The organism is Nocardia sp. NBC_00403, from assembly GCF_036046055.1.
In the GTDB taxonomy this organism is placed as follows: domain Bacteria; phylum Actinomycetota; class Actinomycetes; order Mycobacteriales; family Mycobacteriaceae; genus Nocardia.
In genome coordinates this window covers 412,827-438,691 of the sequence record NZ_CP107939.1, presented here as the reverse complement: position 1 = coordinate 438,691, position 25,865 = coordinate 412,827, and the positions used below count along the sequence as shown (strand labels likewise).

23 protein-coding genes are annotated in these 25,865 nt (G+C 66.8%); 11 read left to right on the top strand and 12 right to left on the bottom strand.

Features of this window, described 5'->3' with window-relative positions:
* Positions 1–54 precede the first annotated feature (54 nt).
* A complete protein-coding gene (locus tag OHQ90_RS01810) occupies positions 55–1,149 on the top strand; it encodes an NAD(P)/FAD-dependent oxidoreductase (protein WP_328406811.1) in 1,095 nt (364 codons plus the stop codon).
* 108 nt (positions 1,150–1,257) lie between these two features.
* Entirely contained in the window at positions 1,258–1,986 is a 729-nt protein-coding gene (locus OHQ90_RS01805; RefSeq protein WP_328406810.1) for a Clp protease N-terminal domain-containing protein, read from the top strand.
* 267 nt (positions 1,987–2,253) lie between these two features.
* Here OHQ90_RS01805 and OHQ90_RS01800 read toward each other — a convergent pair whose 3' ends face one another.
* Both OHQ90_RS01800 and OHQ90_RS01795 read right to left on the bottom strand, forming a co-directional pair.
* Positions 2,254–4,317: an NAD(+) synthase gene (locus OHQ90_RS01800; protein WP_328406809.1), complete on the bottom strand. Its 2,064-nt coding sequence runs from the start codon at positions 4,315–4,317 to the stop codon at positions 2,254–2,256.
* Between the two features lie 68 nt (positions 4,318–4,385).
* Positions 4,386–5,060, bottom strand: a complete 675-nt coding sequence (locus OHQ90_RS01795) for a suppressor of fused domain protein (RefSeq protein ID WP_328406808.1) — start codon at positions 5,058–5,060, stop codon at positions 4,386–4,388.
* A gap of 197 nt (positions 5,061–5,257) precedes the next feature.
* Between OHQ90_RS01795 and OHQ90_RS01790 the strand changes: the two genes are divergently transcribed.
* Positions 5,258–5,551, top strand: a complete 294-nt coding sequence (locus OHQ90_RS01790) for a hypothetical protein (RefSeq protein ID WP_328406807.1) — start codon at positions 5,258–5,260, stop codon at positions 5,549–5,551.
* A gap of 220 nt (positions 5,552–5,771) precedes the next feature.
* A complete protein-coding gene (gene groL / locus OHQ90_RS01785) occupies positions 5,772–7,397 on the top strand; it encodes a chaperonin GroEL (protein WP_328406806.1) in 1,626 nt (541 codons plus the stop codon).
* 107 nt (positions 7,398–7,504) lie between these two features.
* On the opposite strand, the gene OHQ90_RS01780 is transcribed toward groL, so the two are convergent.
* From OHQ90_RS01780 to OHQ90_RS01770, 3 genes are all read right to left on the bottom strand, one after another.
* Positions 7,505–8,635, bottom strand: a complete 1,131-nt coding sequence (locus OHQ90_RS01780) for a DUF6585 family protein (RefSeq protein ID WP_328406805.1) — start codon at positions 8,633–8,635, stop codon at positions 7,505–7,507.
* Positions 8,636–8,731: 96 nt separating this feature from the next.
* Positions 8,732–10,033 carry a PepSY-associated TM helix domain-containing protein gene (locus OHQ90_RS01775; protein WP_328406804.1) on the bottom strand — a complete coding sequence of 434 codons (1,302 nt, stop codon included), beginning with the start codon at positions 10,031–10,033 and terminating at the stop codon, positions 8,732–8,734.
* A 131-nt stretch (positions 10,034–10,164) separates the two neighbouring features.
* On the bottom strand, positions 10,165–11,187 hold the full coding sequence (locus tag OHQ90_RS01770; protein ID WP_328406803.1) for an SMP-30/gluconolactonase/LRE family protein: 1,023 nt from the start codon (positions 11,185–11,187) through the stop codon (positions 10,165–10,167).
* Between the two features lie 124 nt (positions 11,188–11,311).
* On the opposite strand from OHQ90_RS01770, the gene OHQ90_RS01765 reads away from it, so the two are divergent.
* Both OHQ90_RS01765 and OHQ90_RS01760 read left to right on the top strand, forming a co-directional pair.
* Positions 11,312–11,755 carry a MarR family winged helix-turn-helix transcriptional regulator gene (locus tag OHQ90_RS01765; protein WP_328406802.1) on the top strand — a complete coding sequence of 148 codons (444 nt, stop codon included), beginning with the start codon at positions 11,312–11,314 and terminating at the stop codon, positions 11,753–11,755.
* A gap of 79 nt (positions 11,756–11,834) precedes the next feature.
* Entirely contained in the window at positions 11,835–14,645 is a 2,811-nt protein-coding gene (locus tag OHQ90_RS01760; protein WP_328406801.1) for an ATP-binding protein, read from the top strand.
* A 249-nt stretch (positions 14,646–14,894) separates the two neighbouring features.
* On the opposite strand, the gene OHQ90_RS01755 is transcribed toward OHQ90_RS01760, so the two are convergent.
* A complete protein-coding gene (locus OHQ90_RS01755; protein ID WP_328406800.1) occupies positions 14,895–16,073 on the bottom strand; it encodes an MFS transporter in 1,179 nt (392 codons plus the stop codon).
* Positions 16,074–16,119: 46 nt separating this feature from the next.
* Between OHQ90_RS01755 and OHQ90_RS01750 the strand changes: the two genes are divergently transcribed.
* The 3 genes from OHQ90_RS01750 to OHQ90_RS01740 all read left to right on the top strand — a co-directional run bounded on the left by OHQ90_RS01750 (position 16,120) and on the right by OHQ90_RS01740 (position 18,568).
* Positions 16,120–16,440: an ArsR/SmtB family transcription factor gene (locus OHQ90_RS01750; RefSeq protein WP_328406799.1), complete on the top strand. Its 321-nt coding sequence runs from the start codon at positions 16,120–16,122 to the stop codon at positions 16,438–16,440.
* A 586-nt stretch (positions 16,441–17,026) separates the two neighbouring features.
* Entirely contained in the window at positions 17,027–17,659 is a 633-nt protein-coding gene (locus OHQ90_RS01745; protein WP_328406798.1) for a TetR/AcrR family transcriptional regulator, read from the top strand.
* 48 nt (positions 17,660–17,707) lie between these two features.
* A complete protein-coding gene (locus tag OHQ90_RS01740) occupies positions 17,708–18,568 on the top strand; it encodes an alpha/beta hydrolase family protein (RefSeq protein ID WP_328406797.1) in 861 nt (286 codons plus the stop codon).
* On the opposite strand, the gene OHQ90_RS01735 is transcribed toward OHQ90_RS01740, so the two are convergent.
* Complete coding sequence (locus OHQ90_RS01735; protein ID WP_328406796.1) at positions 18,565–19,002, bottom strand: nitroreductase family deazaflavin-dependent oxidoreductase; 438 nt, start codon at positions 19,000–19,002, stop codon at positions 18,565–18,567. The two genes, OHQ90_RS01740 and OHQ90_RS01735, sit on opposite strands and share 4 nt — an antisense overlap.
* A gap of 10 nt (positions 19,003–19,012) precedes the next feature.
* Positions 19,013–19,471: a winged helix-turn-helix transcriptional regulator gene (locus OHQ90_RS01730; RefSeq protein WP_328412466.1), complete on the bottom strand. Its 459-nt coding sequence runs from the start codon at positions 19,469–19,471 to the stop codon at positions 19,013–19,015.
* A gap of 71 nt (positions 19,472–19,542) precedes the next feature.
* Here OHQ90_RS01730 and OHQ90_RS01725 point away from each other — a divergent pair, with 71 nt between their 5' ends.
* Entirely contained in the window at positions 19,543–20,031 is a 489-nt protein-coding gene (locus OHQ90_RS01725; RefSeq protein WP_328406795.1) for a luciferase domain-containing protein, read from the top strand.
* 13 nt (positions 20,032–20,044) lie between these two features.
* Here the strand turns inward: OHQ90_RS01725 and OHQ90_RS01720 are convergent, their stop codons facing one another.
* The 3 genes from OHQ90_RS01720 to OHQ90_RS01710 form a co-directional block, all read right to left on the bottom strand.
* The gene (locus tag OHQ90_RS01720) at positions 20,045–20,680 is read right to left on the bottom strand and encodes a TetR/AcrR family transcriptional regulator C-terminal domain-containing protein (protein ID WP_328406794.1); all 636 of its coding nucleotides are present in this window, start codon (positions 20,678–20,680) and stop codon (positions 20,045–20,047) included.
* Positions 20,681–20,855: 175 nt separating this feature from the next.
* On the bottom strand, positions 20,856–22,919 hold the full coding sequence (locus OHQ90_RS01715) for a prolyl oligopeptidase family serine peptidase (RefSeq protein WP_328406793.1): 2,064 nt from the start codon (positions 22,917–22,919) through the stop codon (positions 20,856–20,858).
* Between the two features lie 41 nt (positions 22,920–22,960).
* Complete coding sequence (locus OHQ90_RS01710) at positions 22,961–23,374, bottom strand: AMIN-like domain-containing (lipo)protein (protein ID WP_328406792.1); 414 nt, start codon at positions 23,372–23,374, stop codon at positions 22,961–22,963.
* Between the two features lie 278 nt (positions 23,375–23,652).
* On the opposite strand from OHQ90_RS01710, the gene OHQ90_RS01705 reads away from it, so the two are divergent.
* Complete coding sequence (locus OHQ90_RS01705) at positions 23,653–24,630, top strand: dipeptidase (RefSeq protein ID WP_328406791.1); 978 nt, start codon at positions 23,653–23,655, stop codon at positions 24,628–24,630.
* Positions 24,631–24,691: 61 nt separating this feature from the next.
* On the opposite strand, the gene OHQ90_RS01700 is transcribed toward OHQ90_RS01705, so the two are convergent.
* Complete coding sequence (locus tag OHQ90_RS01700) at positions 24,692–25,729, bottom strand: NADP-dependent oxidoreductase (RefSeq protein ID WP_328406790.1); 1,038 nt, start codon at positions 25,727–25,729, stop codon at positions 24,692–24,694.
* Positions 25,730–25,865: the final 136 nt, after the last annotated feature.

The following is a 25,865-nucleotide window of genomic DNA, read 5'->3' as shown; positions in this document are numbered from 1 at the left end:
ATCGGCAGCCGGTTTGGTCTGAAGGGTGTCGGCCTGTCGAAAAGGAGCCACATCATGACCGGACAGCATCGAATTGTCGTACTCGGCGCCGGATACGCGGGGCTCGCCGCGGCCCGCCGCTTCGCGAGCACAGCGCAGGATGCGCGGATCACCGTCGTCGACGGACGCGCCGGCTATGTCGAGCGAGTGCGACTGCATCAGCAAGCCGCCGGGCAGCGAATTCCGGCATGGGATCTTCGAGAGTTGTTGGTCGCCAAGGGAATACAATTCGTCCAGGCGTGGGTGACGGAGCTCGACGCCGACGCGCGGCGGGTGATCTTGGACGGCGCGCCTGCTCTCGAATACGACACGCTTGTCTATGCGCTCGGCAGCAAGGCCGACCCGGCCGGTGTGCCGGGCGTCGCCGAACACGCCTTCTCGGTGGCCACCCCCGAGGATGCGATCCAGCTGTTCGAGCAAGCCGAAACGGCGCGGATGATCGTGGTCGGCGGCGGCGCGACCGGCATCGAGCTGGCCGCGGAAGTGGCGGAGTCCGAGCCGGATTCGCGCGTGCTGCTGCTCAGTTCGGAGGAGCCCGGTGCGTGGATGTCGCAGCGCGCACAGGCCCATGTGCGGCGGGTGCTCGAGCGGCTCGGGGTCGAAATCCGGTCGGACGCCACGGTGATCGAGGTGTCGGCCGAGGGGGTCCGGTTGGCCGGTGGTGAGTTGATCGAGTCCATGGCGACGGTGTGGACCACCGGATTCGGTGTGTCGGATCTCGCGCGCAGATCCGGTATCGCGGTGGCCGCCGATGGTCGGATGCTGACCGACCCGACGCTGCGCTCGGTCTCGCATCCGGATGTCTATGCGGCGGGCGACAGTGCGGTCGTCGCCGGCCCCGGCGATCGAGAGCTGCGCATGGCCTGCGCGACCGCGTTGCCGACCGGCAAGTACGTGGCGGATGCCGTGGTCGCGAGGATGCGGGGTCGCGACCCGCGAAAACTGCGGTTCCGCTATGTGTTCCAGTGCCTCAGCCTCGGCCGCCGCGACGGACTCATCCAGTTTCTGCACGCAGATGACACCCCGGGACGCACCGTGCTGACCGGTCGCACGGCCGCGTGGTTCAAGGAACAGATCGTGCGGGGCGCCGGTCGGGCCGCCCGCCCCTGAACATCGCCGGCGCGCTCGATATTCCGGTGCGGTGCGGTGGCGCCACCCGCCGGGCGACATCGTCAACGAACGGTTGACGATGCGCAATCGTCAACCTATGGTTGACGCATGGCAAACAACATACGGCTCGACGATCTGATCGAGGGCATCAAGAAAGCGCGTCCCGACGACGTGCTGGAACAACTCTCCGACGCGGTGGTCGCCGCGGGACACCTCGGCGAAGTAGCCGATCACCTGATCGGCCACTTCGTGGACCAAGCCCGCCGCTCCGGCGCGTCATGGACCGATATCGGCGTCAGCATGGGCGTTACCAAGCAGGCCGCCCAGAAGCGGTTCGTGCCCAAGGCGCCCGGTGCGGCGGAGGACGCCGCCGCCATGGACCCCAACGCCGGCTTCGCCAGATTCACCCCGCGGGCGCGGGCGGTCGTGATGGCCTCGCAGGAAGCCGCCCGCACGGCGGGCAATGCCCAGATCGGCATCGAACACCTGATTCTCGGGCTGCTGTCGGAACCCGAGGGTCTCGGTGCGAAGGAGATCATCGTGCAGGGCGGTTCACTGGAGACCGTCCGCGAGGTCGCGACGGCGGGCCTACCGGCTCGGGTGGACGAGGTGCCCCCGCTGATCCCGTTCGGCCCGGAGGCGAAGAAGGCGCTCGAGCTGACCTTCCGCGAGGCACTGCGCCTCGGCCACAACTACATCGGCACCGAGCACATCCTGCTCGCACTGCTGGAGCAGGAGAACGGTCTCGGCCTGTTCGCCGGTGTCGGCGTCTACAAGCCCCAGGTGGAAACCCATCTGGTCGAACTGCTTTCGGTGATCGCCACCGAGCAGTCATGACAAGGGGATGGGCGGACATCCACGGCGACCGGATGACCGTCCGTCCGGCGCAGGTTCGGTGTCGCAGCCGAATCCGGCAGGTGCTGGCCGGATTCCGTGCCGCCTTTGCCGCCCGTGCCAGGCAGGCACGGGTTCGGCGCAGGTCGTCGGCTCGGCGGCGTCGAGCGGCTGCCGTGTGCGAGCTATCGCGGCGCGGGCGGTCGAACGGTCTCCCGAACGTCCCTCAGCGCAACACCGTCGGCACGCATCTACGGGCCGGCTGAGGTATCACCGATCGGGCACGTTGCGGGCGAGTTCGTCGAGCCAGGCGGCGGCCGAGGCGTCGCTGGGAGCGCGCCAGTCACCGCGCGGCGACAGTGAGCCGCCGGAGCCGACCTTGGGGGCGTTCGGCAGCGTCGAGCGTTTGAACTGACTGGTCTGGATGAAGCGGCGCAGGAATTCCGCGAGCCAGTGTTTGATGGTCGGCAGGTCGTAGGCATTGCGCTGGTCGGCGGGGATGAGATCGGGCCAGCTGCCGCGGGCGGTGTCCGACCAGGCCTGCCACGCCAGGTAGGCGATGCGGCTCGGGCGGTAGCCGAAGCGCAGCAGGTTGTAGAGGTGGAGGTCCTGCAACTCGTACGGGCCGACGGTGGCCTCGGAACTCTGACCGGGTCCGGTCGCGTCGGAATCGGTGGTGGGAATCAATTCCGGCGAGATTTCGGTCTGCAGGATCGACGCGAGCACCTCGCCCCCATCCGCACCGAACTGATCGGTGTCCACTGCCCAGGCGATCAGGTATTTGATCAGCGTCTTGGGCACCGAGGCATTCACGCTGTAATGCGCCATATGATCGCCGACGCCGAAAGTGCACCAGCCGAGCGCGAGTTCGCTGAGATCACCGGTGCCGACGACGAGCGCATTGTGCTGATTGGCCAGCCGGAACAGATGTGCGGTCCGCTCGCCGGCCTGCACATTCTCGTAGGTGATGTCGTATTGCCGAACACCGTCGGCGGCAGGGTGATTCAGGTCGCGCAGCATCTGGGTGGCCGAGGGCCGGATATCTATCTCCGCTGCGCTCACTCCGAGTGCGCGCATCAACCGGTGTGCGTCGTTGCGAGTGCGCGCCCCGGTCGCGAAGCCGGGCATGGTGTAGGCGAGCACATTGGTCCGCGGCAGCCCGAGCCGGTCCATGGTCTTGGCCGCCACGATCAGCGCCTGAGTGGAGTCGAGCCCGCCGGAGACCCCGATGACGACACGCTGGATTCCGGTGGCCCGCAACCGGGTGCTCAGGCCCTCCACCTGGATGTGGTGCACCTCGGCACAGCGCTCGTTGCGTGCGGTCGGGTCGGCGGGAACGTAAGGGAAGCGCGGAATTTCGCGTCGCAGCTCGACGGCGGTGGTCGGCACCGGCAACTCGATCTCGATGCGCCGCAGCCGAACCAGATGGTCGCGGTGGTCGTGCACATTGTCGGCGAAACTGGTGGTGCGCAATCGATCCGCGGCCAGGCGCGGTAGGTCGAGGTCGGCGGTGATCAATTGTGGATGATCGGCGAACCGTTCACCTTCGGCAAGGAGATCGCCGTTCTCGCAGACCAGGGCCTGTCCGTCCCACGCCATATCGGTCGTCGATTCGCCGTGTCCCGCAGCCGAATACAGGTAGGCGGCCAGATAGCGCGCCGAGTGCGAAGTGCACAGCGCCCGCCGATAGTCGGCCTTGCCGATGACGATATTGCTGGCCGAGAGGTTGACGAGCACGGTCGCACCGGCAAGTGCGGCGAACCCGCTCGGCGGCAGCGGCACCCAGCCGTCCTCGCAGATCTCCAGATGAAAGACGAATCCGTCCAGATTGGTCGCGGTGAACAGGAGATCGGCTCCGAACGGCACCCGCCGACCCGCGATCGTGATCTGGTCTGCCAAGTTCTCCCGCGCCGCCGCGAACTGCCGCTTCTCGTAGAACTCGCGATAATTCGGCAGGTAGCTCTTGGGTGCGGCGCCGAGCACAACGCCCCCGCTCACCGCGATCGCGCAGTTGAACAGCCTGCCCTGGGCCCGGACCGGTGCCCCGACCACCAGCACCGTGTCGATGTCCGCACTCGCCGCGACCAGGCGTCCCAGCGCCGCCTCCACCGCGTCGGCCAGCGCATCCTGATGGAACAGGTCGTCGGAGGTATAGGAGGACAGCCCGAGCTCGGGAAACACCGTCAGTACCGCGTCGGCGTCAGCCGCCTGGCGGGCCAGCAGCAGCGTCTCCTCGACGTTGTAGGCGGGGTCGGCGACCCGCACCCGTGGCACCGCGACCGCCACCCGCGCGAACCCGTGCCGGTAGAGCGATTCGAACGCCAGGTCGGGCATCGTCGTCCCCCTTCGGGATCGAGTCGAACGAGATCATGCTCCGCCGCGAAATCTACCCCCGGCCGGGGCTACTGCCTGCCGCGCAGCCCGCCGCCCCAACGCGGCCAGTCCACCTTCGGCGGCGGTTCGGCGATCAGCGATTCGCGCCCGACATCGGTGACGAACAGCGGCAGCCGCGGCTCGAGCTCGGCAAGCAGGGTGAGCAGGTTCCCGCCCTGCGCGGCCCGGTACTCGGGCATGGTCAGACCGACGATCTGCAGGAACTGGAGGCTGCCGTTCGGGGTGTCGATGCCGCCGAGTTCCGGGTCGACGGTGAACCCGACGGCGTGGACGGTCGCGTCCACGCGGTCGGCGGCGATGGGCCCGTTCGCCTTGATGGTGTGGCCGGGCTCGAACCACTTGCCCGACTGGAAGACGTAGCGGGCGAGGTTCTGCATGAAGTTGCCAGGCCACACCGGTGGCACGGTATCGGTGGGCAGGCGTACCAGCCGGAAGGTGAATTCGAATCCCCAGCCCGATTCGGCGGGGTTGTCCCACTCCTTCTCGTACAGCTCGCTCATGCCATAGCCGAGGTAGTGCCAGTGCGGGATCGGGTCGGTGCGCGGATACACGCTGATGCCGTCGAGCGGATCGGGACCGCCGAGCGACCAGGGCAGTTCCGGCGCCCAATGGGTGGGTTCGACGCCGTCGTACAACTGTGCGAGGGCGCCGTCGATGGCGTCCCAGCCCGGTGCTTCACTCACGTCGCCACTCTAGTTCCGTGTCGTCCACCCGGCGCGTCGCATGGAATCGTAAGACGTTGGCGGACAGCGGTTTGCGGTCGACCCTGCACGGCGGGCCGGGTGACCTGGGCTTTCTTACCTGCGCCTCGGCTCTGGCGCGGCGCGCCGACCCGCGATCTCCGGCAGCGGTCAAGATCGACGGCCGCTAAGCTATAGCAATGGCGGATGACACGGATTCCGACCTAGTGGCAGGGGAGCGGCGCGCTGACCTGATACATGCGCTGTCCTACGTGTCCACGGAGTCGGGGCCGGACGGCGAGTACATCGTCAACGGCGATCTTCCCCCGGAGGTGGCACCGCCATTCATCCGAGCTGTCATGCGGGTCGAGGCAGAGTTGCTGTTGCACGATGCCGAGCTCGTCACGGTCGAGGGTGGCGAGCCGCGCACGCCCGAGGAGCGTCGTACCGACGCCTTCGTGGCATTGGTGCTGCGCGTCGACGACCGAGACTGAGTGGGCGCGGTGTCGCCGTACCTTGCACTCGACACCCCTGAGTGCTAAAAAGGGCTTTGGCACTCTCTACCTGTGAGTGCCAGGTCGGGACGGTGAGACCGGGTTCCATCGACACCCCCGGTCGTCCGTCGCGGGCACCGAACCTGGCCAGCGTAAATGGGGCGATCCGACAAGCGGTCGCCCTGCGTGTCAGCCTCATTACTTGGAGGATCACTTCGCAATGGCCAAGATGATTGCGTTCGACGAAGAGGCCCGCCGCGGTCTCGAGCGGGGCCTCAACGCCCTCGCCGACGCGGTAAAGGTGACGCTGGGCCCCAAGGGTCGCAACGTCGTTCTGGAAAAGAAGTGGGGCGCCCCCACGATCACCAACGATGGTGTTTCCATCGCCAAGGAGATCGAGCTGGAGGACCCGTACGAGAAGATCGGCGCCGAGCTGGTCAAGGAAGTCGCCAAGAAGACCGATGACGTCGCCGGCGACGGCACCACCACCGCCACCGTGCTCGCCCAGGCGCTGGTGCGCGAGGGCCTGCGCAACGTCGCGGCCGGTGCCAACCCCCTCGGCCTGAAGCGTGGCATCGAGAAGGCCGTCGAGGCCGTCACCGTGCGCCTGCTCGACACCGCCAAGGAGATCGACACCAAGGAGCAGATCGCTGCTACCGCTGGTATCTCCGCAGGCGACTCGTCCATCGGTGAGCTGATCGCCGAGGCCATGGACAAGGTCGGCAAGGAAGGCGTCATCACCGTCGAGGAGAGCAACACCTTCGGTCTCCAGCTGGAGCTCACCGAGGGCATGCGCTTCGACAAGGGCTACATCTCGGGTTACTTCGTCACCGACCCGGAGCGTCAGGAAGCGGTCCTCGAGGATCCGTACATCCTGCTCGTCGGCTCGAAGATCTCGACCGTCAAGGACCTGCTGCCGCTGCTGGAGAAGGTCATCCAGGCCGGCAAGCCGCTGCTGATCATCGCCGAGGATGTCGAGGGCGAAGCCCTGTCGACCCTGGTGGTCAACAAGATCCGCGGCACCTTCAAGTCCGTCGCCGTCAAGGCGCCCGGCTTCGGTGACCGTCGCAAGGCTCAGCTCGCCGACATCGCCATCCTCACCGGTGGCGAGGTCATCAGCGAAGAGGTCGGCCTCTCGCTGGAGACCGCCGGCATCGAGCTGCTCGGCCAGGCCCGCAAGGTCGTCATCACCAAGGACGAGACCACCATCGTCGAGGGCGCGGGCGACGCGGAGGCCATCAAGGGCCGCGTTGCGCAGATCCGCACCGAGATCGAGAACTCGGACTCGGACTACGACCGTGAGAAGCTGCAGGAGCGTCTGGCCAAGCTGGCCGGCGGTGTTGCGGTCATCAAGGCCGGTGCCGCGACCGAGGTCGAGCTCAAGGAGCGCAAGCACCGCATCGAAGACGCCGTGCGCAACGCCAAGGCTGCCGTCGAAGAGGGCATCGTCGCCGGTGGTGGCGTGGCTCTGCTGCAGTCGGCTCCTGCTCTCGACGACCTGAAGCTCGAGGGCGACGAGGCGACCGGTGCGAACATCGTGCGTGTCGCGCTGTCGGCTCCGCTGAAGCAGATCGCCTTCAACGCCGGCCTCGAGCCCGGCGTTGTCGCCGAGAAGGTTTCCAACCTGCCCGCAGGCCATGGCCTCAACGCCGACTCCGGCGTGTACGAGGACCTGCTTGCCGCCGGTGTCGCCGACCCGGTGAAGGTCACCCGCTCCGCGCTGCAGAATGCGGCGTCCATCGCGGCTCTGTTCCTCACCACCGAGGCCGTCGTCGCCGACAAGCCGGAGAAGGCCGCCGCTCCCGCCGGCGACCCGACCGGTGGCATGGGTGGCATGGACTTCTGAGTCCAGCCTCCCGGCAACACCTGCAGAAACCGGAAGCCGGCCACCCTCGGGTGGCCGGCTTCCGGCGTTTCGGTATCGGTCGATGTGGCGGAGCGGTTGGGTATGCGTCAGTTGGAGGCGGCGCTCAGGTCTACCGGGTTCAGGTTGTCGCGCGCGGTGCCTGCTGTGGACTTCTTCTTGCCCTTGTTCGGATTGTTCACCGAGCCCGTGACATCGGGCTTCTCGTCTTCGGTGATCTCCGGGGTGTGGGGTGGTTCCCGCTCGGCAACGGGCGCGGCATCGTTCGGTTCGACTTGCGCAGCGGCAGCGGACGCGTCGACTTGCGCAGCGGCAGTGGGCGGTTCGACTTGCGCGGCTGTGGCATCCGCGCTCGGAGCGGCGGCGGCCTCGGCCATTTCCGCAGCGATCGATCCTCTTGCCGCCAATTCTTCGGCGGCAGCCTGGCGCAGTCGTTCGGCGATTTCGTTGAAGATGTAGAAGTTCGGGATCCTGCCGACGGGGGTGAGCGATACCCAGCTGCCGTCGACCTTCATCCGGACCAATCCGCTACGGGCGTCGATCAATTGGATCTGCTCCCACGCGAAGATCTTGTCGCGGAAGATGAGTGCCCCCAGGTGCAGGCCGATCTCGCCGAAATTCACGGTCGCACCCTCGTCGATGGCGATAACCGCGCGGGGCAATTGGGTTGCGGTGATTGCCGACTGGATCGCCTTGGCCCACTCGCGCGCGTCGTCGAACAGTCCGTCGTCGAACGCGGCCGCGGTGTCGCCGGGGCCGCTCATCTCGAACGAGTAGTCCGACGGCGCGGTGCTCTGGAACGGAATCACCTGCTGGCGTACTTCGGCGCTGTCCCAGCGGAATCCGGCGATCTGCTCGCCGGAGCGGTACACGGTCATGCCGGATTCGAAGAGGTCGAGGCGCGCGGCGCGGTTGTGCCGGTTGCGCCTGCCCCAGACGAATGCCATCGACGCGGGTACGAGGGCAAGCAGGCTGACCGCAACGCTACCCGGGTACGCGCCGACCACCGCGCAGATCGCGCCGACCGTGGCAAATCCGCCCGCCACGATCCCGCAGCCGCGCACAAAGTTATCTCTCGCAGGCGCCGCCGGTCGAAATGTCTGGCGGTGCGTGCCGAGCTTTTGGTATTCGGCCATCAAGTGGATCAGCTGCGTCAGTGGAACCTTTTGCGCCAGGCTGGTTCCGGTTTCGCCTTGCTTCACCGTGCTCGGAGTGGTCAATTGTCCCTCCATGAGGCGGTTTTCCTCCGCGGCGAAGCGTATGTCACTCGACCAGCGGTCGCCACCCCAGTTTCGCTTGCCTGCGATCGGCCGAGCTTACGTCACTGAGTCGCTGCTGGCACGGAGGGTGCGGGCGTTTCGTCGGGTTCGTCGTTTGACCAGCCAGGTGGAGATGCCGGTGACGGCGAGGGCCGCGGGCGTCAGGCCGAGCAGCAGCCAGATAATTCGCCACCAGCCATTGACAAGCCACCCGAAGTGGGCGGGTCGGAAGACTTTGTCGTAGAACGTATTGGCCACCGGCCGGTCGTGACTGGAATCGACCACCTTGATATCGGCGCTGTCTCTGGCGTTGATGTAGACCAGGACATCGCCGCTGTAGAAGGCACGGTGTGCGTAGGGTGAATAGGCGCCTGCTATCGAGGCTCGGTAGTAGTCGGCTTTTTCGCCGGGCAGTTTCAGATAGGCGAGTCGGCCCGGTACCTGCTGGAGTGCGATAGTGCTCGCCTCGCCGATGGACACCGGTGGGCGCTGTGGTGCGGTCGGCCGCGGAGTGAAGGTGTCGTTGGGCATCTCGGTGACGGCGTCGCCGCCGGTGACGGCGAGCCAGGCCTGCTCCACGGCGGGAAATTCGAAGGCGATGCCGGTGATCCCCCACATGAGCAGGAAGGGGACGCCGAGGATGCCGATGACGTTGTGCAGATCGCGGTCCCTGGCGAAACGGCCTTTGTTCGTCCGGACGCGAAAACCGTGGCGTATGCGCTTCAGGGAAGGCCACCACACGACAGCGCCGGATACCGCGAGCAGGACGAGCAGGACTCCGAGGACGCCGAGAATCAGGTAGGCCCACGTCACGTCGAGAATCGGCGCCTTGCCGTTCACGGCGGGGACCGTGCCCACATAGCGGAGGCAGCCGAATGCGCAGTCGTGCAGGTTGACCAGCCAGCCGAGCACGCCGTCGGTGAGCCCGGCGCGGGCGTTGATCCGGCCGGTGCCGGGGTCCACCGCGTAGGCGGCGGTGGAGCCGCGGTTGCCGACGGCGATCACGCCGCCGTCGGAGCCGACCCAGCCGACGTCGAAGTCCGGGTCGGCGGCGCGTACGAGGTCGACGGCCTGTTCGGTCGTGACTATCGGCGCGGCATCGGTCTGTTGATAGAACGATCTATGGCTCGCTCGGAAGAGTTCGCCGTGGTAGAGCAGGACCGCCCCGGTCGTGCATTGGATAACCAGCAGTAGGCCGAGCGTCAGTGCGGACCACCGATGGGTGCGGATCAGCACTTGGCGAATCGGCTTCCGCCTGCGCCGGCGCGGTCGGTTCGCGGGCGCGACCCGGGCGGACGGCTTCGAACGATCGCCGGTTGCCTCGAGGGCACTCGCGCTGCGCGAATCCACTCCTGTCATACAGGGCAGGCTAACCTAAATTTTGGTGTCCGATAACCGCCGGTGTTCCTAGCGATGGTGAGCTCGCGAGGCGCGAGAAAAGACCGAAGGCCGGCCCGCGCGGTAGCGGACCGGCCCTCGATGGGTGGTGATCAGATTCCGCCGACGGTCAGGACGGCGAACGTAGTGGGCGTGCCCGGGCCCATCGGCCCGCCCTTGTCGAATTGTGAGGCGACGACCAGGGTCTGATTGCCTGCGCGCACCAGGGTGGTCGGGATGTGCAGGGATTCGTCGGTGATGGACTGCTCCAGGGTGGCAGTAGCGCCGTCGTCGGTGATCTTCCAACGGGTGATGGTGTTGGTGACGTTCTGTGCGGCCCACAGCGTGCCGCCGTGCAGTTCCAGGCCGTCGCCGTACTTCAGATCGCCGCCGTGCATGGCGACCTTGCGGATCGGATCGGGTGAATTCGGTGCTGTTGCGATGCGGTACAGGTCGCCTGCGGTCATATCGACGACCAGCAGGTAGCGGCCCGAGTCATCGGACGCGATGCCGTTGAGGGTGAAGGAGCCGGCTTTGTGCGATGCGATGGTGGAATTCATATCGAATTGTGCTGTCAGTTCAGCTTTTCCGCCGTGTGCCACGGCGTCGGCCAGTTGGGCTTCGGTGACGCGATAGACGACGGCGGACAGACTGTCGGTCAGGTAGGCGGTGCCGTCCTGGGTAATCGCGACGTCGTTGACCATGTGCGGGCCGAGGGCCGAAACGTCGAAGCGGGCGATCAGGGCTCGGGTTCCGGTGTCGTAGATCGCGACGCCCATGGTCGAGTCGATTACCCACAGGCGTCCGGCTCGATCGACCTTCAAGCCATTGGCGGTCTTGCGGCCGTCGGTGCCCTCGGCCAGGAAGATGTCGGCCCGGCGGGCGCCCGGCGTGGCGCGGTAGATCGCGCCGTTGGTGTATGAGCCGACATAGGTGTCGCCGTTGCGAGTGTCGACCGCGATGCCCTCGGGATACGCGCGATCACTCGGCAATTCGTAGGCGGTGCTGATTCGGGAGGCGGCGGGCTGGTCGGTGGCTTTCGCGGCATCCGTGGTCGTGCCGCAGGCGGCGACGGCGGTCAGTGCGACGGCGGTGGCGATGGTCGAAAAGTGGCGGCGGCGGATCGTGCGGGACATGGTCGTGCCTCTCATCGGGTCTATCAATCAGATGTATCGACATCTAAGAGCGAGCACGAATGTATATTAGAACTCTAATGGTCGTCAAGACGCTAATGAGAGAATGGGCGGATACGATGCAGCCATGACGTCTATGCCCGCATCGGAGCGCATCGGATCCCCGATCAAGCGGGCTGAGCAGGCGCTCAGTGCGGCCAAGAACGCGGCATTGAAGCCCGCCGGCGTGACGGTGCCGCAGTACGCGGCCCTGCTGTTCCTGACGGAGAACCCCGGTATCTCGGCCGCCGCGCTCGCCCGCCTCTGCGGCGTCACCCCACCGACCATGAATACGGTGCTGACCAACCTGCAGGACCGCGGCCTCGTGGAGCGGACGCCACACGAATGGCACAAGAATGTGCTCGAAACTCGCCTCACCGAGAAGGGGGCGACGGTCATGCGGGATGCGGACGCCAGAGCGGTGCGAGTCGAGCGCGCGCTGGCCGCCGGCTTCACGACGCAAGAGCGGGCAACCTTGATGGAGTTGCTCGATCGCTGCGCGGACCTGCTCGATTCGATACGACCGGAATAGCCGGACCCGCCGCCGAGCGGGCCCGAAGGTCATCCGCGGCTCCGGCGCATGCCACCGGAGGCGGGGGATACTTCTGGCTATGCAGGCTGCGTTCGTCGGTCGCCATCGCGAGGTCGCCGCGCTGCGTGCCGCGGTGCTGTCCGCGGCAGGCGGCGCGGGCCGGTTGGTCCTGATCGACGGTCCCGCCGGAATCGGCAAGTCTCGGCTTGCGGACCGCACGGTGGAACTGGCCGCCGAATGCGGTATGCGTGTCGGGCGGGGATTCGCGGTGGACGATGCGGGGATGCCGGCACTGTGGCCGTGGCTTCGGTTGATCCGCGACATTCCGGAACTCGCCGAATCGCTGTCGGCCGACCTCTCGGACGATCCGACCATGGATATCGCGGCACGGCGGTTCCGGATGTTCGCCGCCGTCGCGGCCGCCCTCGAGCAGTTGGCCGAGCCGGCCGGGCTCGCACTGATCCTGGAGGACCTGCACTGGGCGGACCGGACCTCGCTGCTGCTGTTGCGGTATATCGCGGCCGAGCTGCCCGGGCTGCGGCTCCTGGTGGTGACCACCGCGCGCGATCCTGCCACCACGGTCTACCTCGAGCAGGTGCCGTGGTTGCTTCGTCTCCCGCACACCCGGTCGATGGCGCTGTCCGGGTTGTCGATCGAGGAGATCCGTTATTGGCTGGACCAGGCGTGTCCGACCCCGGGCCGTGCCGACGTGGATCGGTTGTTCGCGCGAACCGGCGGGAATCCGTTGTATATCCGACTTGTCATCGAATCTGATTTCGGCACAGCAGGTTCCGATGTCGCGTCGCTGGATCCGATGTCACATCCCGGCTTTCGCCGACTGGCACTCGTGCAGGTGGATCGGCTGGATCCGGCGAGCCGAGCGGTGCTGGGTGCGGCAAGTGTGCTCGGCGAGCGGATCGAACCCGAACTGCTTCGGCTCGTCGTCGGCGCCGACGTCGATGCGGCCCTGGATGCGGCCATCGGCGCGGGTGTGGTTCGACAACTCGACGACGGTGAGTTCACGTTCGCGCATGCGCTGATCCGCGACGCCGTCTACGCCGAACTGGTCCCATCGGAGCGCATGGCGCTGCACAGAGCTGCCGCCGAACTGCTTGCCGTACACGCCGACGGCAATCCTGCCGCGGCGGGGCCGATCGCGACGCACTGGCACAAGGCGAGCGGCCGGGACGCCGGTGTCAACTGTGCGTACTGGGCCGGGATGGCCGCCGCGGCCGCGCGCGCAAGCCTGGCCGACGACGAGGCAATTCGATTCCAGCAGTGGGTCATCGACGGGATCGGCCGGATCACCCCGGCAGCAACGCTCGCCGAGTTGTGGCTCGACCTTGCGCGCAGCGAGTTCACGGCGGGGCGGATCGATGACAGCGTGGCGCACTCCGTGCGCGCGGGCGAACTCGCCGATCAGGCGGACCGCCCCGATCTCATCGGTGCGGCAGGTCTCGTGGTCACCGGCATTACGACGCCGCGGGCAATGGCAAGCGTAGATCGGCTGTGCGTCAACGCCTTACGACAACTCTCGCCCGACGCGGACACCGCATTACGGGCCCGGCTGCTGGCACAGCGCTCCATGTCCGCCGCCGATATGGCCGAATGCGAACGGGCAAGGGAGCTTTCCGCGACGGCGTTGGCCGAGGCCGAGCGCAGCAACGACCCCGATGCGCTGCTGGACGCGATCCACGCCAGGCACCTGTCCCTGTCGGCGCCGCCCTACCTTGCCGAACGCCGCGTCCTCGCCGACCGCGCCATCGACATCGGCTCTCGCGCACAGCAACCCCTTGCTCAACTGTGGGGACACCTGTGGACAACCGACGCGGGGTTTCAACTAGGTGACCTCGGCATGGTCGACAGATCACTCGACCAGATCGAACAAGTGGCGGACTCCCGGCGACTGCCGGTGGCGCGCTGGCACCTGTATCGACTCCGCGCGACCCGCGCGACCCTGGTGGGCGACCTCGCCGCCGCCGCGGACAGTGCCGCGGCCGCCCACGCGCTCGCCCTGCGAATCGGCGACTATTCGCTGATCGGCCTGCACTACGCCTTCCGCGGCCAATTCTGTGTAATGCAGGGATACCTCGACGCGGCCGAGATCGCCGAGCATCTCGACGCGTTCGGGTTCGCGCCGAAAATTCCACTGGTCCGGGTGTATTCGCCGATGCTGCACGCGCTGGCCGGTGATATGGCCGAGGCGCGGGCCGGATTCGAGGAGTTCCGGACCCTGCCCGACACGCTCGAAGTCGGGCCCCGATGGCTCGGTCTGCTCTACCTGATCGGCGTTGTCGCTGTGCTGCTGGAGGACAGGGATACCGCCGACCGTGTCTACCGGGTGCTCGGCGTCGCCGACGATTACTACATGGGCGACGGCAGCGGCGCGGTGTTCTGCGCCGGTTCGATCGCCCGTCCGATCGCCGACCTGGCCCGCACCGCGGGACGCAACGACACGGCGATCGACCACTACCGGCATGCGATCGACATGGATGCCCGTATCGGGGCGCGCCCCTTCCTCGCCCTCGGCCGGCTCGGGCTGGCCGGGGCCCTGCTCGACCGCGGCACGGAGGCCGACCTGCGCGAGGCCCGAACTGCGGCGACCCGAGCGGCACAGGAGTTCCGGCTGCTCGGTCTGGATTATCGGCTGCGATCGGCGGACACGTTGCTTGCCGACATCGATCGTGCGGGCCGTAGCGCGAACCCGCTGACCGCACGCGAGACCGAAGTCGCCGAACTGGTGGCGAGCGGCTTCTCCAACCGTCACATCGCCGAGCGTCTGGTGCTGTCGGAGCGCACCGTGGAGACCCATGTGCGCAGTGTCCTCGGCAAGCTCGGTGTCCAGAATCGCACCGAGATCGCCACCTGGGTGCTTCGACACCGTGCCTGAGCGACACCGCACCTCAGTAGCGCCGCGCTCGAATGCGGCCTGCCGCACCGGCTGCCATGCCCCGGTTGCCCGCAGGCGACGGGAAGGTCGTTTCGGTCGCGGCCGCCGCCGAATCCGGTCCGGAGTCGGAAGCTGTGCCGGTGCCGCAGGTGGACGACCTGACCGTGATGTATCGAGGTCGTGGTGCCTGCGCAGTGCGGCGGCCGATCCAGCGTCGGTGGTGGATCGCGCCGATCGGATGCGGGCAGTTCAGGCCGTTGCGGGGGCTGCGGCCCTTGCGGGTCGGGGAGTGCGGTCTGCGACAGTCATTGCCAACGCGGCACACGCGATGAGAGCGGAGACCAACGGCAGCCAGGACGCGCCGAACGAATCCAGCACCGCGCCACCGACTATGGAGCCGATCCCGCTGCCGAGGTAGATGGCGGAGCCATTGAGGCCGAGGGCGACGGTGGGCGCATCGGCGGCGATGCCGAAGAGGCGGGTCTGCTGGGGAACCATGATGGTGGCGCCGAACAGGCCAATGATCGCAAGCACCGCGAAGACGGTCCAAGCGGTGTTGATGGCGGGACCGAACAGGATCAACCCGACCGCTGTGCCGATGATGCCGACGATCAGTGTGCGCTGTGGCCCGTAGCGGTCGACGGCGCGACCGGCCTGCGCGTTGCCGATGACCTGGCCGACGCCCATGGTGAGCAGGAGCCATGCCAGCAGCTGCTGGGATACCGACGGCGCGACGACGACAGGCAGATAGACGAACGTAGTGAACGTTGCCGTCGTGGCGGCCGTGGTCACCATCAGCACGCGCAGCACCGGTCGGCGCACGAGCACGCTGATACGTTCTCGCAGACCGGTTTTCGGGAGCGTGACCCGTGGCAGCAACAACACGAGGACCGCCGCGACGGCGCCTGCGGCGGCGATCACCCACAGCACGCCACGCCAGCCGATCCAGCGTTCGACGAAGATGCCGATCGGCACGCCCGCGACACTGGACAGGGTGAGCCCGGTGGCGACCACCGACAGTGCCTTACCGCGGTTGGTGTCGTCGGCGACCACGCCTGCGACGGCGAAGGCGTTGGCCTGGAATGCCGCCGCGCCCAACGCGGCCACGATGCGCGCCGCCGCCATGATCGCGAACGTCTCGCCCGCGGCTTGGCCGATCATGCCGAGCACGAAAAGGCCCGCGCCGCCACCCAATAGCCAGCGCCGATCCCAAGATCCCGTGGCGGTCGCGATGAGTGGCGATGCGACTGCGTAGGTCCAGGAGAACATCGTGGTCAGCTGGCCCGCGGTGGCGACGGAGACGTTCAGGTCGGCGGCGATGAGCGGCAGCAAGCCGTTGAGCACGAACAGGTCGGTGCCGAGCACGAAGGTGCCCACGGCGAGTGGAATGAGAGACCGAACGATATTGTTCGATGATTGTCGAAGCATCTTAGTATGCTGAGATATGATTCGATTGTTGTCAAACGATCGGAGAATGGATTTGCGCCAGCTACCGCAGCCGAGCACCGCCGACCTGGACCTGGTCCGGGTGCTGAGCGCGCTCGCCGATCCGGTGCGGCTGGAGCTGGTCCGGGCGCTTGCGGGGGTGCGTGAACCACTCAGCTGCAGCGTCGACAAGTTCGATGTCGAGATCACCGCCGCGACGCTGTCGCACCACTGGAAGGTGCTGCGGGACTCGGGCGTCACAACAACCTTCGCGTCCGGGCGCAACCGGCTCGTCGAACTCCGACGCGACGACCTCGCGGAGCGCTTCCCCGGTCTACTGGACGCGGTACTCGCCGACACGACGCGCTGAGGCCGATCCGGCGGCGGCAGCGGCTGACGTGACGCCGAAGTAACCGCGAAAGATACGGTTCGGCAAGACTTTCCGGCTCCGGTGTCGATATTGTTCGGGCCGAACGTATTTCGCACTGCGGGAAGCCGTGACGCGGAATTGCGCCACGGCGACAGTCGTTGCCCGCGCCTTCGACGTCGTTCGGGTTGCGAGCCGGCTTCGACCATGTGAGGTTTGGCAGGCGAATCAGTCGCCGCGGAGAGCGCCGATCCGGGCGCGAAGATCCGGCAGCGAACCACCGGAAAATATTCTAGAAAATTCCTGCAAAATACTTCCCCTGGCGCGTTGTGCTCTGTATCGTCCTTTTCGGCAAACAGCTAGTGACCGAGTGGTCGCTACGGTGAGATCGGAGCAATACCTTGAGCCTCTTCCTTTCCAACGCAGTCTTTGGCCCCCTTCTGCAGCTGATTGCCACTGGTTCGGCGAGCCTGTCGGCGCATTAGCAACAAAGCCGCCAACTTTCGGCTAACGCGCGGTCGCGCGGAGGTTTTCCAGAAGGGCCCGATCCATGACGAGGGGATCGGGCCCTTAGGTATTGTCTGCCCCAATGTCACAGGATGCGAATACGGGACGAATGTATGCCGGGCAACCCGTAGAGGACCGGCAACGTCAGCGGCGTGCGCGTTTTCTGGAATCGGGCCTGACGGTCTTTGCGCGCGACGGCTACGCCAATAGTTCGGTCGGCGCTATCTGTAAGGACGCCGGACTCTCGTCACGGCAGTTCTACGAGGAGTTCACCGGTCGCGAATCCCTACTACTCGAGCTCTACCAGCAGATCGATAGGGAGTCGCGCGACGCGGTCACCGCTGCACTGGACAAGAAGGCCGACGCGACCGCACTCGAGATCATCGACGCGTCCGTCCGCGCCTACGTCGAGGCCATCGGGTCCGATCCGCGCAAGGCGCGTGTGGCGCTGGTCGAAGTGGTCGGTGCGGGGCCCAAGGTGGAGAAGTTCCGGCTCGAATTGCGCCGGGTCTGGGGTTCGCTGCTGGCCAGTGCCGCGGAGGACGCCGCCATGCACGGCGAAATCCCCACGGGCGACTACGAGATGCGCGTGCTCGCGATCATCGGCGCGGTCAACTATGTGGTCGATTCCTGGAGCGGCGCGGATCCGCGGCCACCGCTCGACGACGTGATCAGAGTGCTCAGCCGGGTGATCATGGGTGCAGTCGGCGCGTAGCGCCTTGTCGGAGACGGCGATGCGGCCCCGGCGCGGTAGCGTCGCGGCATGGAGACAGTTCCCATCCAGATGCCGGACGGCAGCGTCGTTCCGGTGCGGCTGATCCCGGCGAGCGGTGCACACAGCCATCCGGTGACCCCGGATGCGCCGCGCCCGGTCGTGGTGATGGTCCCGGGGCTCGGTGTCCCGGCCGGATACTACGAACTGTTCGCCGCCGGATTGGCCGAGCGCGGGTTCGACGTGGCGATCGGGGAAATGCGTGGCCAGGGCGACAGCAGGCCGCGGCCGAACTCCTCGAGCGCCTACGGCTATCACGAGCTGGCATCGGTCGATTTCCCCGCGATCTTCGAGGTTGTGCGCGACCGCTTCCCGGCCAGCACGCCGTACCTGCTCGGTCACAGCATGGGTGGCCAGCTCGCCGTGCTGTACGCCTCTCGGATCCGCGGCAGGCTCGGCGGGCTGATCCTGGTCGCCTCCGGATCTCCGTATCATCGTGGCTTCCGTGGACTTTCGGGGCCCGGGATGCTGATGGGCACAACGGCGATCTCGCTGACCGCCAACATCGCGGGCTTCTGGCCGGGCGACCGGATCTCGGTCGGAGGTTTCGGCAGGCAGTCGAAGGTGCTGATCTCCGACTGGGCCCGGCTGTCGCGCACCGGCCGCTTCGTACCGGTCGGTGCGGATATCGACTACGAGGAGCGGATCGGCAGACTGCAGCTGCCGATCCTGTCCATCACGATGACCGGCGACGACCTCGCACCGCCGAGCTCCGCCGCGCATCTGCTGGAGAAGATGCCCAAGGCCGACGTGACGACCTGGCATCAGCCGGAGTCACTGGGACACAACGGCTGGATTCGCCAGTACCGCAGTACAGTCGATCAGATCGAGAAGTGGCTGCGCGATCGTTAGCCTGCCGCGCTGCCGTTGGCCGGGGTGAGCGCCAAGACCGGAATCTCCCACGGCACCGCGTTCTGGAAGTCGGCAAGGAACGGCGCAACCTCCAACTCGCTATCCCACAACCGCTTCCGCTCCGCGCCTTCGACGATCGACGCGACCACCGGCCAGGATTCGGTGCCGACCTCGACGGTGGCCCCGGGGTTCGCCACGAGATTGTGATACCAGCCCGGCTTGTTCGGCCGACCGCCGTTGGCCGCGAAAATCACCACCCGGTCGCCGTCGCGCAGGTAACCCAGCGGCCAGGTGCGCTGCTCGCCGGTGCGTGCGCCGGTTGTGGTCAGCAGCAGCAAACTCATGTTCGCGAACTGCCCTCCGACGACACCGCCATTAGCGCGGAATTCCGCGATGATTTCCCGATTCAGTTGCTGCCGTTGTTCATTGGACACACGCCTCATGCTATTCGCGTGCCGGCGTTCCCGCGCTCCGAGCGTCATGCCCCTTCGCGATTGCCGCGTCATATCGGAGGCGGGCGGCCGCCATGTACTCGCGGTGCCCCTCCGACCACTCGATGAGCGCGTCGACCTGATTGGAGAGGGTGGCACCGACGGGAGTCAGCGCATAGTCCACCCGCGGCGGCGAGGTGGGGGTCACTGTTCGCTCGACCATGCCGTCGCGTTCGAGGCTGCGCAGCGTGAGAGTGAGCATCCGCTGCGAGATGCCCTCGATCGAACGCTGCAATTGGGAGTAGCGCTTCGGTCCGTCGATGAGCAGTGCCATGACGAGCACGCTCCACTTGTCGCCCACTCGATCCAGCACTTCGCGTAGCTGACAGCTCGCCGTCTCGGCCCCGATCGGCGCCACGGCTGCGGCGCGCACATCGGTGTGCGGTAGGCGGGACAAAGTGCCTTCTTCCATCACCGCGTCATTGTCGGCCAGACTCGAGAAGCGCACAAGAAGTAATCAGCGAACAGAAAGTGTGGTATCTGATGACAGCGCAGCACCCGTCGGACGTCGATCTCTTTGCGCCGCCGCGCCGCTCCGGCCCCCGGCCGACGACCACCGGTCGCGAGATTCCGCACGACCAGCTCGACCAGTTCTCGCCACCACGGATCCGCGCCGCGCTCATCGGTCACGCCACCGCGCTGCCAGGTGTATTCACCGGTCCGAGCCAGGTGTCCGAACCTGCCTCGCTCGCGCTGCGACTGCACGACCCACGCGGTCGGTGGGAGGCGTTCCTGTACCCGAGCCCGGACGAGTTCGGGCACATCCATCGAACCGGATTCATGCATCTGACCGTGCCGCGGCCGATCATCGCGCCGCTGATCGAGGCAGGCTGGATCGAGCCGCATCCGATTACGTTGCGCCCACAGTGGCCGGACACGATCGTGATGCTCTACGCGCCCCGCGACGAGGACGAACTTGCCTTGGCGACAGCGATTATGGATGCCTCGTGGCAGCAGGCCACAGAAAGCTGAGCGACACTGCGGTCTAATCGAGGTGTTTGCCGAATCCGTCGAGCATGGCGGTCAGGCCGATCTCGAAATGATCGGTGTTCGTGACCGCGTCGGCGGCCGCGATGCGCGCGTGGTGGCCGGCGGAATCCGCAGCGGGTGTGCGACTGCGTTGGGCTGCCACGGTGGCCACCGTATGGCTGAGGATGTGGCCGATCACGTACTCGCGCAGGCATCGGGCCAGCTGTAGGGCGATGGCCGCCGGAAAGCCGACACCCTGCAGGCGTTCCAGCATCCAGTTGCCGGTCTCGACCGACGTGGCGCTGCGGACCGGCCGAGTTGCGAAGATGGGCACCGCATTCGGGTGCCGACGCAACGTCGAGCGCAGTCGATACGCGTAGGTGCGCATCAACTCGGGCCAATCCTCTTGCCAGGGCAGGGTTTCCATCTCCAGCTCGGCGAACATCGCGGCGGCGATGGCGTCGAACAGGTCCTGCTGGTCGGTGAAGTGGCGGTAGGCGGCCATCGGGTCCGCGCCGAGCGCGGCTCCCAGTTTCCGCATGGTGAAACCATCCAGGCCCGCCTCATCGATGACGGTCAGTGCGACCGTGGCGATGTAGTCGCGGTTCAACGTGGTCCGGACGCTCGGCGCCGGCCGCTTCCGGTCGCTCATGCGCCCGGCTCGTGACCGGCATCGAGCAGCCGGGTCGCAGACTGCGATTGGTGGGTCACGCCTGCTCCTCTGCTCGTTTCTGTCTACAAAGTAGATGTCATCTACATAGTAGAATCCGGCTCAGGAAACAGCCACCGCCTGCCGGTCAGGCCGGTCGGCGGTGGCCGAGTGTCCGTCAGCGGGCTCCGCCCTGTTCCATCAGCATCTGGGTGAAGAACTCGTAGATGAGTCCGGCCTGGAACGCCGACTGCTTGTTGTCGGCGGCGCCGCCGTGGCCGCCTTCGATGTTCTCGTGGTACCAGAAGGTGTGGCCCTGCTCCTCCAGCAGTGCGGCCATCTTGCGGGCATGGCCGGGATGCACGCGGTCGTCGCGGGTGGAAGTGGTCAGCAGGATCGGCGGATAGGTGACCTCCGCGCGGGCGTTCTGGTACGGCGAGTACTTGCTGATGTACTCCCATTCCTCCGGCTGGTCCGGGTCGCCGTATTCGGCCATCCACGAGGCGCCTGCCAGCAGCAGGTGATAGCGCTTCATGTCCAGCAGCGGCACCTGGCAGACGATGGCGCCGAACAGCTCCGGGTAGCGGGTCAGCATCACGCCCATGAGCAGGCCGCCATTGCTGCCGCCCACCGCGCCGAGCTGGTCGGCGGTGGTGATGCCGCGGGCGACCAGATCCTTTGCGATGGCGGCGAAGTCCTCGTACACCTTGTGCCGGTTGGCCTTCTGCACGGAGGTGTGCCACTCGGGGCCGTATTCACCGCCACCGCGGATATTCGTCATCACCCAGGTGCCGCCGCGCTCCAGCCAGCCCATGCCGGAGGCCCCGCTGTAGGCGGGGGTGCGCGACACCTCGAAGCCGCCGTAGCCGGACATCACCGTCGGGCCGGGGCTGTCCTTGCGGTCCCGGTGACGGATGACGAAGTACGGCACCATGGTGCCGTCGTCGGACTCGGCGAAGAATTGCTCGGTCTCGATGCCGGAGGCATCGAAGAAGCCCGGTTCCTGCTTGAGTTGTTCGGTCCGGCCGCCGACGGCGCTGGCGAGCAATGTCGCGGGATTGGTGAATCCGCTTGTGGTCAGCATGAACTCGTCGCCGCCCTCCAGCGGGTCCAGGTTCATCACGCTGGTGGTGGCCATGGGCGGGGTGTCGGCCAGCGGCTCCCGGGTCCAGCCGTCGGGGCCGGGGGTGAGGACGTAGAGCTTGGTCTGCACGTCCTCGAGGGTGATCAGCAGCAAGTGGTTCTCGGTCCAGCCGTAACCGTGCAGCGAGGTGTGGGCGTCCGGGGTGAATATCACCTCGAATTCTCTTGCGCCGGAAAGGAATTTCTCGAAGTCGATGGCCAGTAGCGCGCCCGCGGGGTAGCGCGCGTTGCCCACCTCCCACGGTGACTTCAGCCGGATCAGCAGCCAATCCTTGTACCAGGATTCGCTGGCATCGGTGGGCACGTCGAGGTGACGCAGGCTGCCGTCGTCTTCGATCAGGTAGACCTCTTCGTTGAAGAAGTCGGTGGCCCGCCCGACGAAATGCCGTTCGTAGCCGGGCGTGCGGTCGTAACCCGCCGACACCGCGACATCGCCCGCTTCACCTTCGAACACCGTTTCCGCCTCGGCGAGCGGGGTGCCGCGCCGCCAGCGTTTGGCGATTCGCGGGTATCCGGAATCGGTCAACGAGCCGGGCCCGAAATCGGTGCCCACGTACACCGAATCGATATCGATCCAGCGCAGTTCCGATTTCGCCTCGGGCAGCTGGAAACCGCCGTCGGCGGGGTCGATGAATTCCCGCTTCTCGATATCGAATTCGCGTACGACTTTCGCATCGGCGCCGCCACGCGACAGGCTGATGAGGGCGCGCGACTGTTCCGGCCGAAGCACCGCGGCGCCGCCCCACACCCAGTTCTCGTCCTCGGCGGTGGCCAGCGCGTCCAGGTCGATCAGCACCTCCCAGTCCGGTGCGTCCTTGGCGTACTCGGCGAACGTGGTGCGCCGCCACAGCCCACGCGGGTGGGCGGCGTCGCGCCAGTAGTTGTAGAGCCAGGGGCCGCGCCGCCCGGGATAGGCGATCTTGGTGTCGGTGTCGAGCATGTCGAGGATGCGGCGTTCGAGGTCGGTGAACCGTTCGGACGCGGCAAAGCGCGCCACGACCACATCGTTGTGCGCGCGGGCCCAGTCCAGGGCCCGCTCATCGGTCACTTCTTCGAGCCACAGATACGGATCATTCACACTCTGCTCAACACCGCTCATGTCCACATTGTTGCCGAGCGGCGCGGCGGTGGGTGGTCCGGTTACCAGAAGTGGGCGACGTCGAGCACGACCCGCGACCCGCTACCTGGGCCTTCGAGGATGAATATCCGGAAGGGCAGTCGCGCGCGGACCCCGAGTCCGACGGTTGTCTGTCCCTCGAACGAGCCCGCCCACGCGGCCTGGCGGAAGGTGCGGTAGCCCGTCAGATCCACGAGTTCGCCGCGGTTCGACGGGCGGTAGGTGCTGTTGCCCGTGGTGTCGTCGGCGGGCGCGAGGACGACGATGTGCAGGAATGCGCCGCCGCGCAGGGGAACCGGTGTGCTCGACGCGTCCATCACGACTTCGTCGACGTAGCCGACTCGATAGCCGATGGCCGCGCCCGCGAGATCGAATATCAGCCGGTCGTAGCAGTCGTGCCGACCGGAGCGGATGGCGGTGAGCGAGGCAGCGGACATGGCGGGGTTCTCTTTATCGAGCGAACCCCAGACAAATCCGCAGTCGGCAGTCGCAGCAGCTGGTCTCGGAATGATCCAGAGGCCTACACAAGTCGCGACCGAGGCAATCAGGAGCACTATGCGACGCATGGCCGCACCGCCTTCGGCAGTTGGGGTGAATATCTTCAATAAATCGGTCGAATCGGACATGTCGTTACGCGGTGGTCGGGCGATGGTTATGCACCCGATTGCGCTCCGTAGTATCGGCATTTCCGCGCCGAGCGAACAGGAGCCCGAGCTTGTCTCCATTTCTGTGGGAACAGCATTGCTGTCTGCCGCTGCTGCCCTCGGCGCGAATCGAGGAGTTGGCCAGGTACCCGCGCGGTTCCTATCTGTCGGTGAATATCGGATACTCCAGGCAGTCGACCGCGGATTCGCTTGCGCTCGCACGGCAGTTTCGTCGGGATGCCTTGGCGGATGGCCGATTTCGCCTCGTACAGGGCTATGACGATGTCGCCGCCGATGCGGAAACCATTGCGCTGGCCTTCGACCTGGAAGACGCGGGTCCGCTCGGCGGGCAGCTCGACAATGTCGAAGTGTTCTACGCCCTCGGCGTCCGCTCGCTGCTGCCGGCCTACAACCACGCCAACGAGGCGGCCTGCGGGTGTCTGGACGCCGAGGACACCGGACTCACCGCCTACGGCCGTGATCTGGTGCGCACGCTCAACGCGGTCGGCATGTTCGTCGACGGCGCACACTGCTCTCGGCGCACCGGCCTGGATCTGGCCTCGTGCACCGAAGCGCCGATGATCTACAGCCATGCCAACTTCGACGCGCTGTGGGAACACCCGCGCAATATCACCGATGAACAGGCCACGGCCTGCGCGGGTACCGGCGGGGTGATCGGCATCAACGGCGTGGGAATCTTCCTCGGGCACAACGGTCCCGAGGAACGCGCACAGCGGGTGGAAGCAATGGCCGCGCATATCGAATACGGCGTCGAGCTGGTCGGCATCGACCATATCGGCGTCGGCTCGGATTATTCGTTCGACGCCGCGGACTTCAACCACGAACTGCTGAACAACCCGGAGGCATTCTCCGACGCCTACACCAAATGGGGTCCACTGCAATGGGTTCCGCCCGAGGACTTGCTCGGACGGAGCGAAGTGCCCGGACTCGACGAGCTGTTGTCGCGCCGTGGTTTCAGCGCCGCCGACCGGGCCGCGATCTTCGGCGGCAACTTTGCCCGTGCCGCCCAGCAGGTCTGGCAGGACTGACCCCACAGCCGGGTGTGGCGCGACCGTAGAACGGTCGCGCCACACATCCCCGCGGTCCTCCTCAGCCGAGGCGGACGAGCATCTTGCCGGTATTGGCGCCGGACAGGACGCCGAGGAAAGCGGCGGGAGCCTGCTCGAGCCCCTCGTAGACGGTCTCCCTGGTGCGGATGGTGCCGTCGGCCAGCCAGCCCGCCGCCTTGCCGATGTACTCGCCGAAGATCGGGAAGTAGCTGTTCACCAGCATGCCGCGCAGCGAAACCTCCTTGGTCGCGGCCTTGTACAGGTCGGGCCCCGCTTCGGCGGCTTCGCCGTTGTAGCCACTGATGGCGCCGACGAGCGCGATCCGGCCCTTGGGCCGCATGGCATCCACCGCGACCCGCAGGTGCTCGCCGCCCACGCTGTCCAGATATACATCGATGCCGTTGGGCGCCGCCGCCGCGAGCTGTCCGGCCAGGTCGCCCGCCCGGTAGTCGATGGCGGCGTCGAAGCCGAATTCGTCGAGCAGCAGCGTGGTCTTGGCGGGCCCGCCCGCGGAGCCGATCACCCGTGCGGCGCCGAGCGCCTTGGCGATCTGTCCTGCGACGCTGCCCACCGCGCCGGCAGCGGCGGAAATGAACACGGTGTCGCCGGGCCGGATCGGCGCCACATCGGTCAGCGCCGCGTATGCGGTGAGGCCGGTGGTGCCGAGCGCGCCCAAGAAGTGATGCGTCGCAGCCAGTTCCGGCGCGATCGGGGTCGCGGTCGCGGCATCGAGCACCGCGTACTCACGCCAGCCGGCGAAGTGCGAGACCGTCGCGCCGACGGGGATTTCCGGGCTGCGGGAGGCGATCACCTCGCCGAGCGCCGAACCCTCGAGTGCCGCGTCGAGCTGGAACGGCGGGATGTAGGACGGGCGATCGTCCATCCGGCCGCGCATGTAGGGGTCGACCGACATCCACGTGTTGCGCACCAGGATCTGCCCGTCGGCCAGCTCCGGAACCGGCCGCTGCGCCAGCGCGAAGTGCTCCGCCGTCGGGGCGCCGGTCGGCCGCGCGGCCAGCTGGATCTCCCGGGAGGTGCGGGGGAGGGTCGTGACGTCGTCTTCGGTGATGGTCTGCATGACGCTGCCTTTTCTTCCGTAGATCCGAACCGTGTCGATCCGGTACCGAAGACGTTATGGACTCGCGGACCGGGCTCCCAGGTCCTGCGATGCCACCAACCGGTCCATCCGCGCCAGCCTTGTGACCTGGCGAAAC

Coding starts and splice junctions, on each gene's coding strand:
- OHQ90_RS01810 (WP_328406811.1), top strand. CDS start 55: ATGACCGGACAGCATCGAATTGTCGTACTCGGCGCCGGATACGCGGGG.
- OHQ90_RS01805 (WP_328406810.1), top strand. CDS start 1,258: ATGGCAAACAACATACGGCTCGACGATCTGATCGAGGGCATCAAGAAA.
- OHQ90_RS01800 (WP_328406809.1), bottom strand. CDS start 4,317: ATGCCCGACCTGGCGTTCGAATCGCTCTACCGGCACGGGTTCGCGCGG.
- OHQ90_RS01790 (WP_328406807.1), top strand. CDS start 5,258: ATGGCGGATGACACGGATTCCGACCTAGTGGCAGGGGAGCGGCGCGCT.
- groL (WP_328406806.1), top strand. CDS start 5,772: ATGGCCAAGATGATTGCGTTCGACGAAGAGGCCCGCCGCGGTCTCGAG.
- OHQ90_RS01775 (WP_328406804.1), bottom strand. CDS start 10,033: ATGACAGGAGTGGATTCGCGCAGCGCGAGTGCCCTCGAGGCAACCGGC.
- OHQ90_RS01770 (WP_328406803.1), bottom strand. CDS start 11,187: ATGTCCCGCACGATCCGCCGCCGCCACTTTTCGACCATCGCCACCGCC.
- OHQ90_RS01765 (WP_328406802.1), top strand. CDS start 11,312: ATGACGTCTATGCCCGCATCGGAGCGCATCGGATCCCCGATCAAGCGG.
- OHQ90_RS01760 (WP_328406801.1), top strand. CDS start 11,835: ATGCAGGCTGCGTTCGTCGGTCGCCATCGCGAGGTCGCCGCGCTGCGT.
- OHQ90_RS01755 (WP_328406800.1), bottom strand. CDS start 16,073: ATGCTTCGACAATCATCGAACAATATCGTTCGGTCTCTCATTCCACTC.
- OHQ90_RS01750 (WP_328406799.1), top strand. CDS start 16,120: ATGGATTTGCGCCAGCTACCGCAGCCGAGCACCGCCGACCTGGACCTG.
- OHQ90_RS01745 (WP_328406798.1), top strand. CDS start 17,027: ATGTCACAGGATGCGAATACGGGACGAATGTATGCCGGGCAACCCGTA.
- OHQ90_RS01740 (WP_328406797.1), top strand. CDS start 17,708: ATGGAGACAGTTCCCATCCAGATGCCGGACGGCAGCGTCGTTCCGGTG.
- OHQ90_RS01730 (WP_328412466.1), bottom strand. CDS start 19,471: ATGGAAGAAGGCACTTTGTCCCGCCTACCGCACACCGATGTGCGCGCC.
- OHQ90_RS01725 (WP_328406795.1), top strand. CDS start 19,543: ATGACAGCGCAGCACCCGTCGGACGTCGATCTCTTTGCGCCGCCGCGC.
- OHQ90_RS01720 (WP_328406794.1), bottom strand. CDS start 20,680: ATGAGCGACCGGAAGCGGCCGGCGCCGAGCGTCCGGACCACGTTGAAC.
- OHQ90_RS01715 (WP_328406793.1), bottom strand. CDS start 22,919: ATGAGCGGTGTTGAGCAGAGTGTGAATGATCCGTATCTGTGGCTCGAA.
- OHQ90_RS01710 (WP_328406792.1), bottom strand. CDS start 23,374: ATGTCCGCTGCCTCGCTCACCGCCATCCGCTCCGGTCGGCACGACTGC.
- OHQ90_RS01700 (WP_328406790.1), bottom strand. CDS start 25,729: ATGCAGACCATCACCGAAGACGACGTCACGACCCTCCCCCGCACCTCC.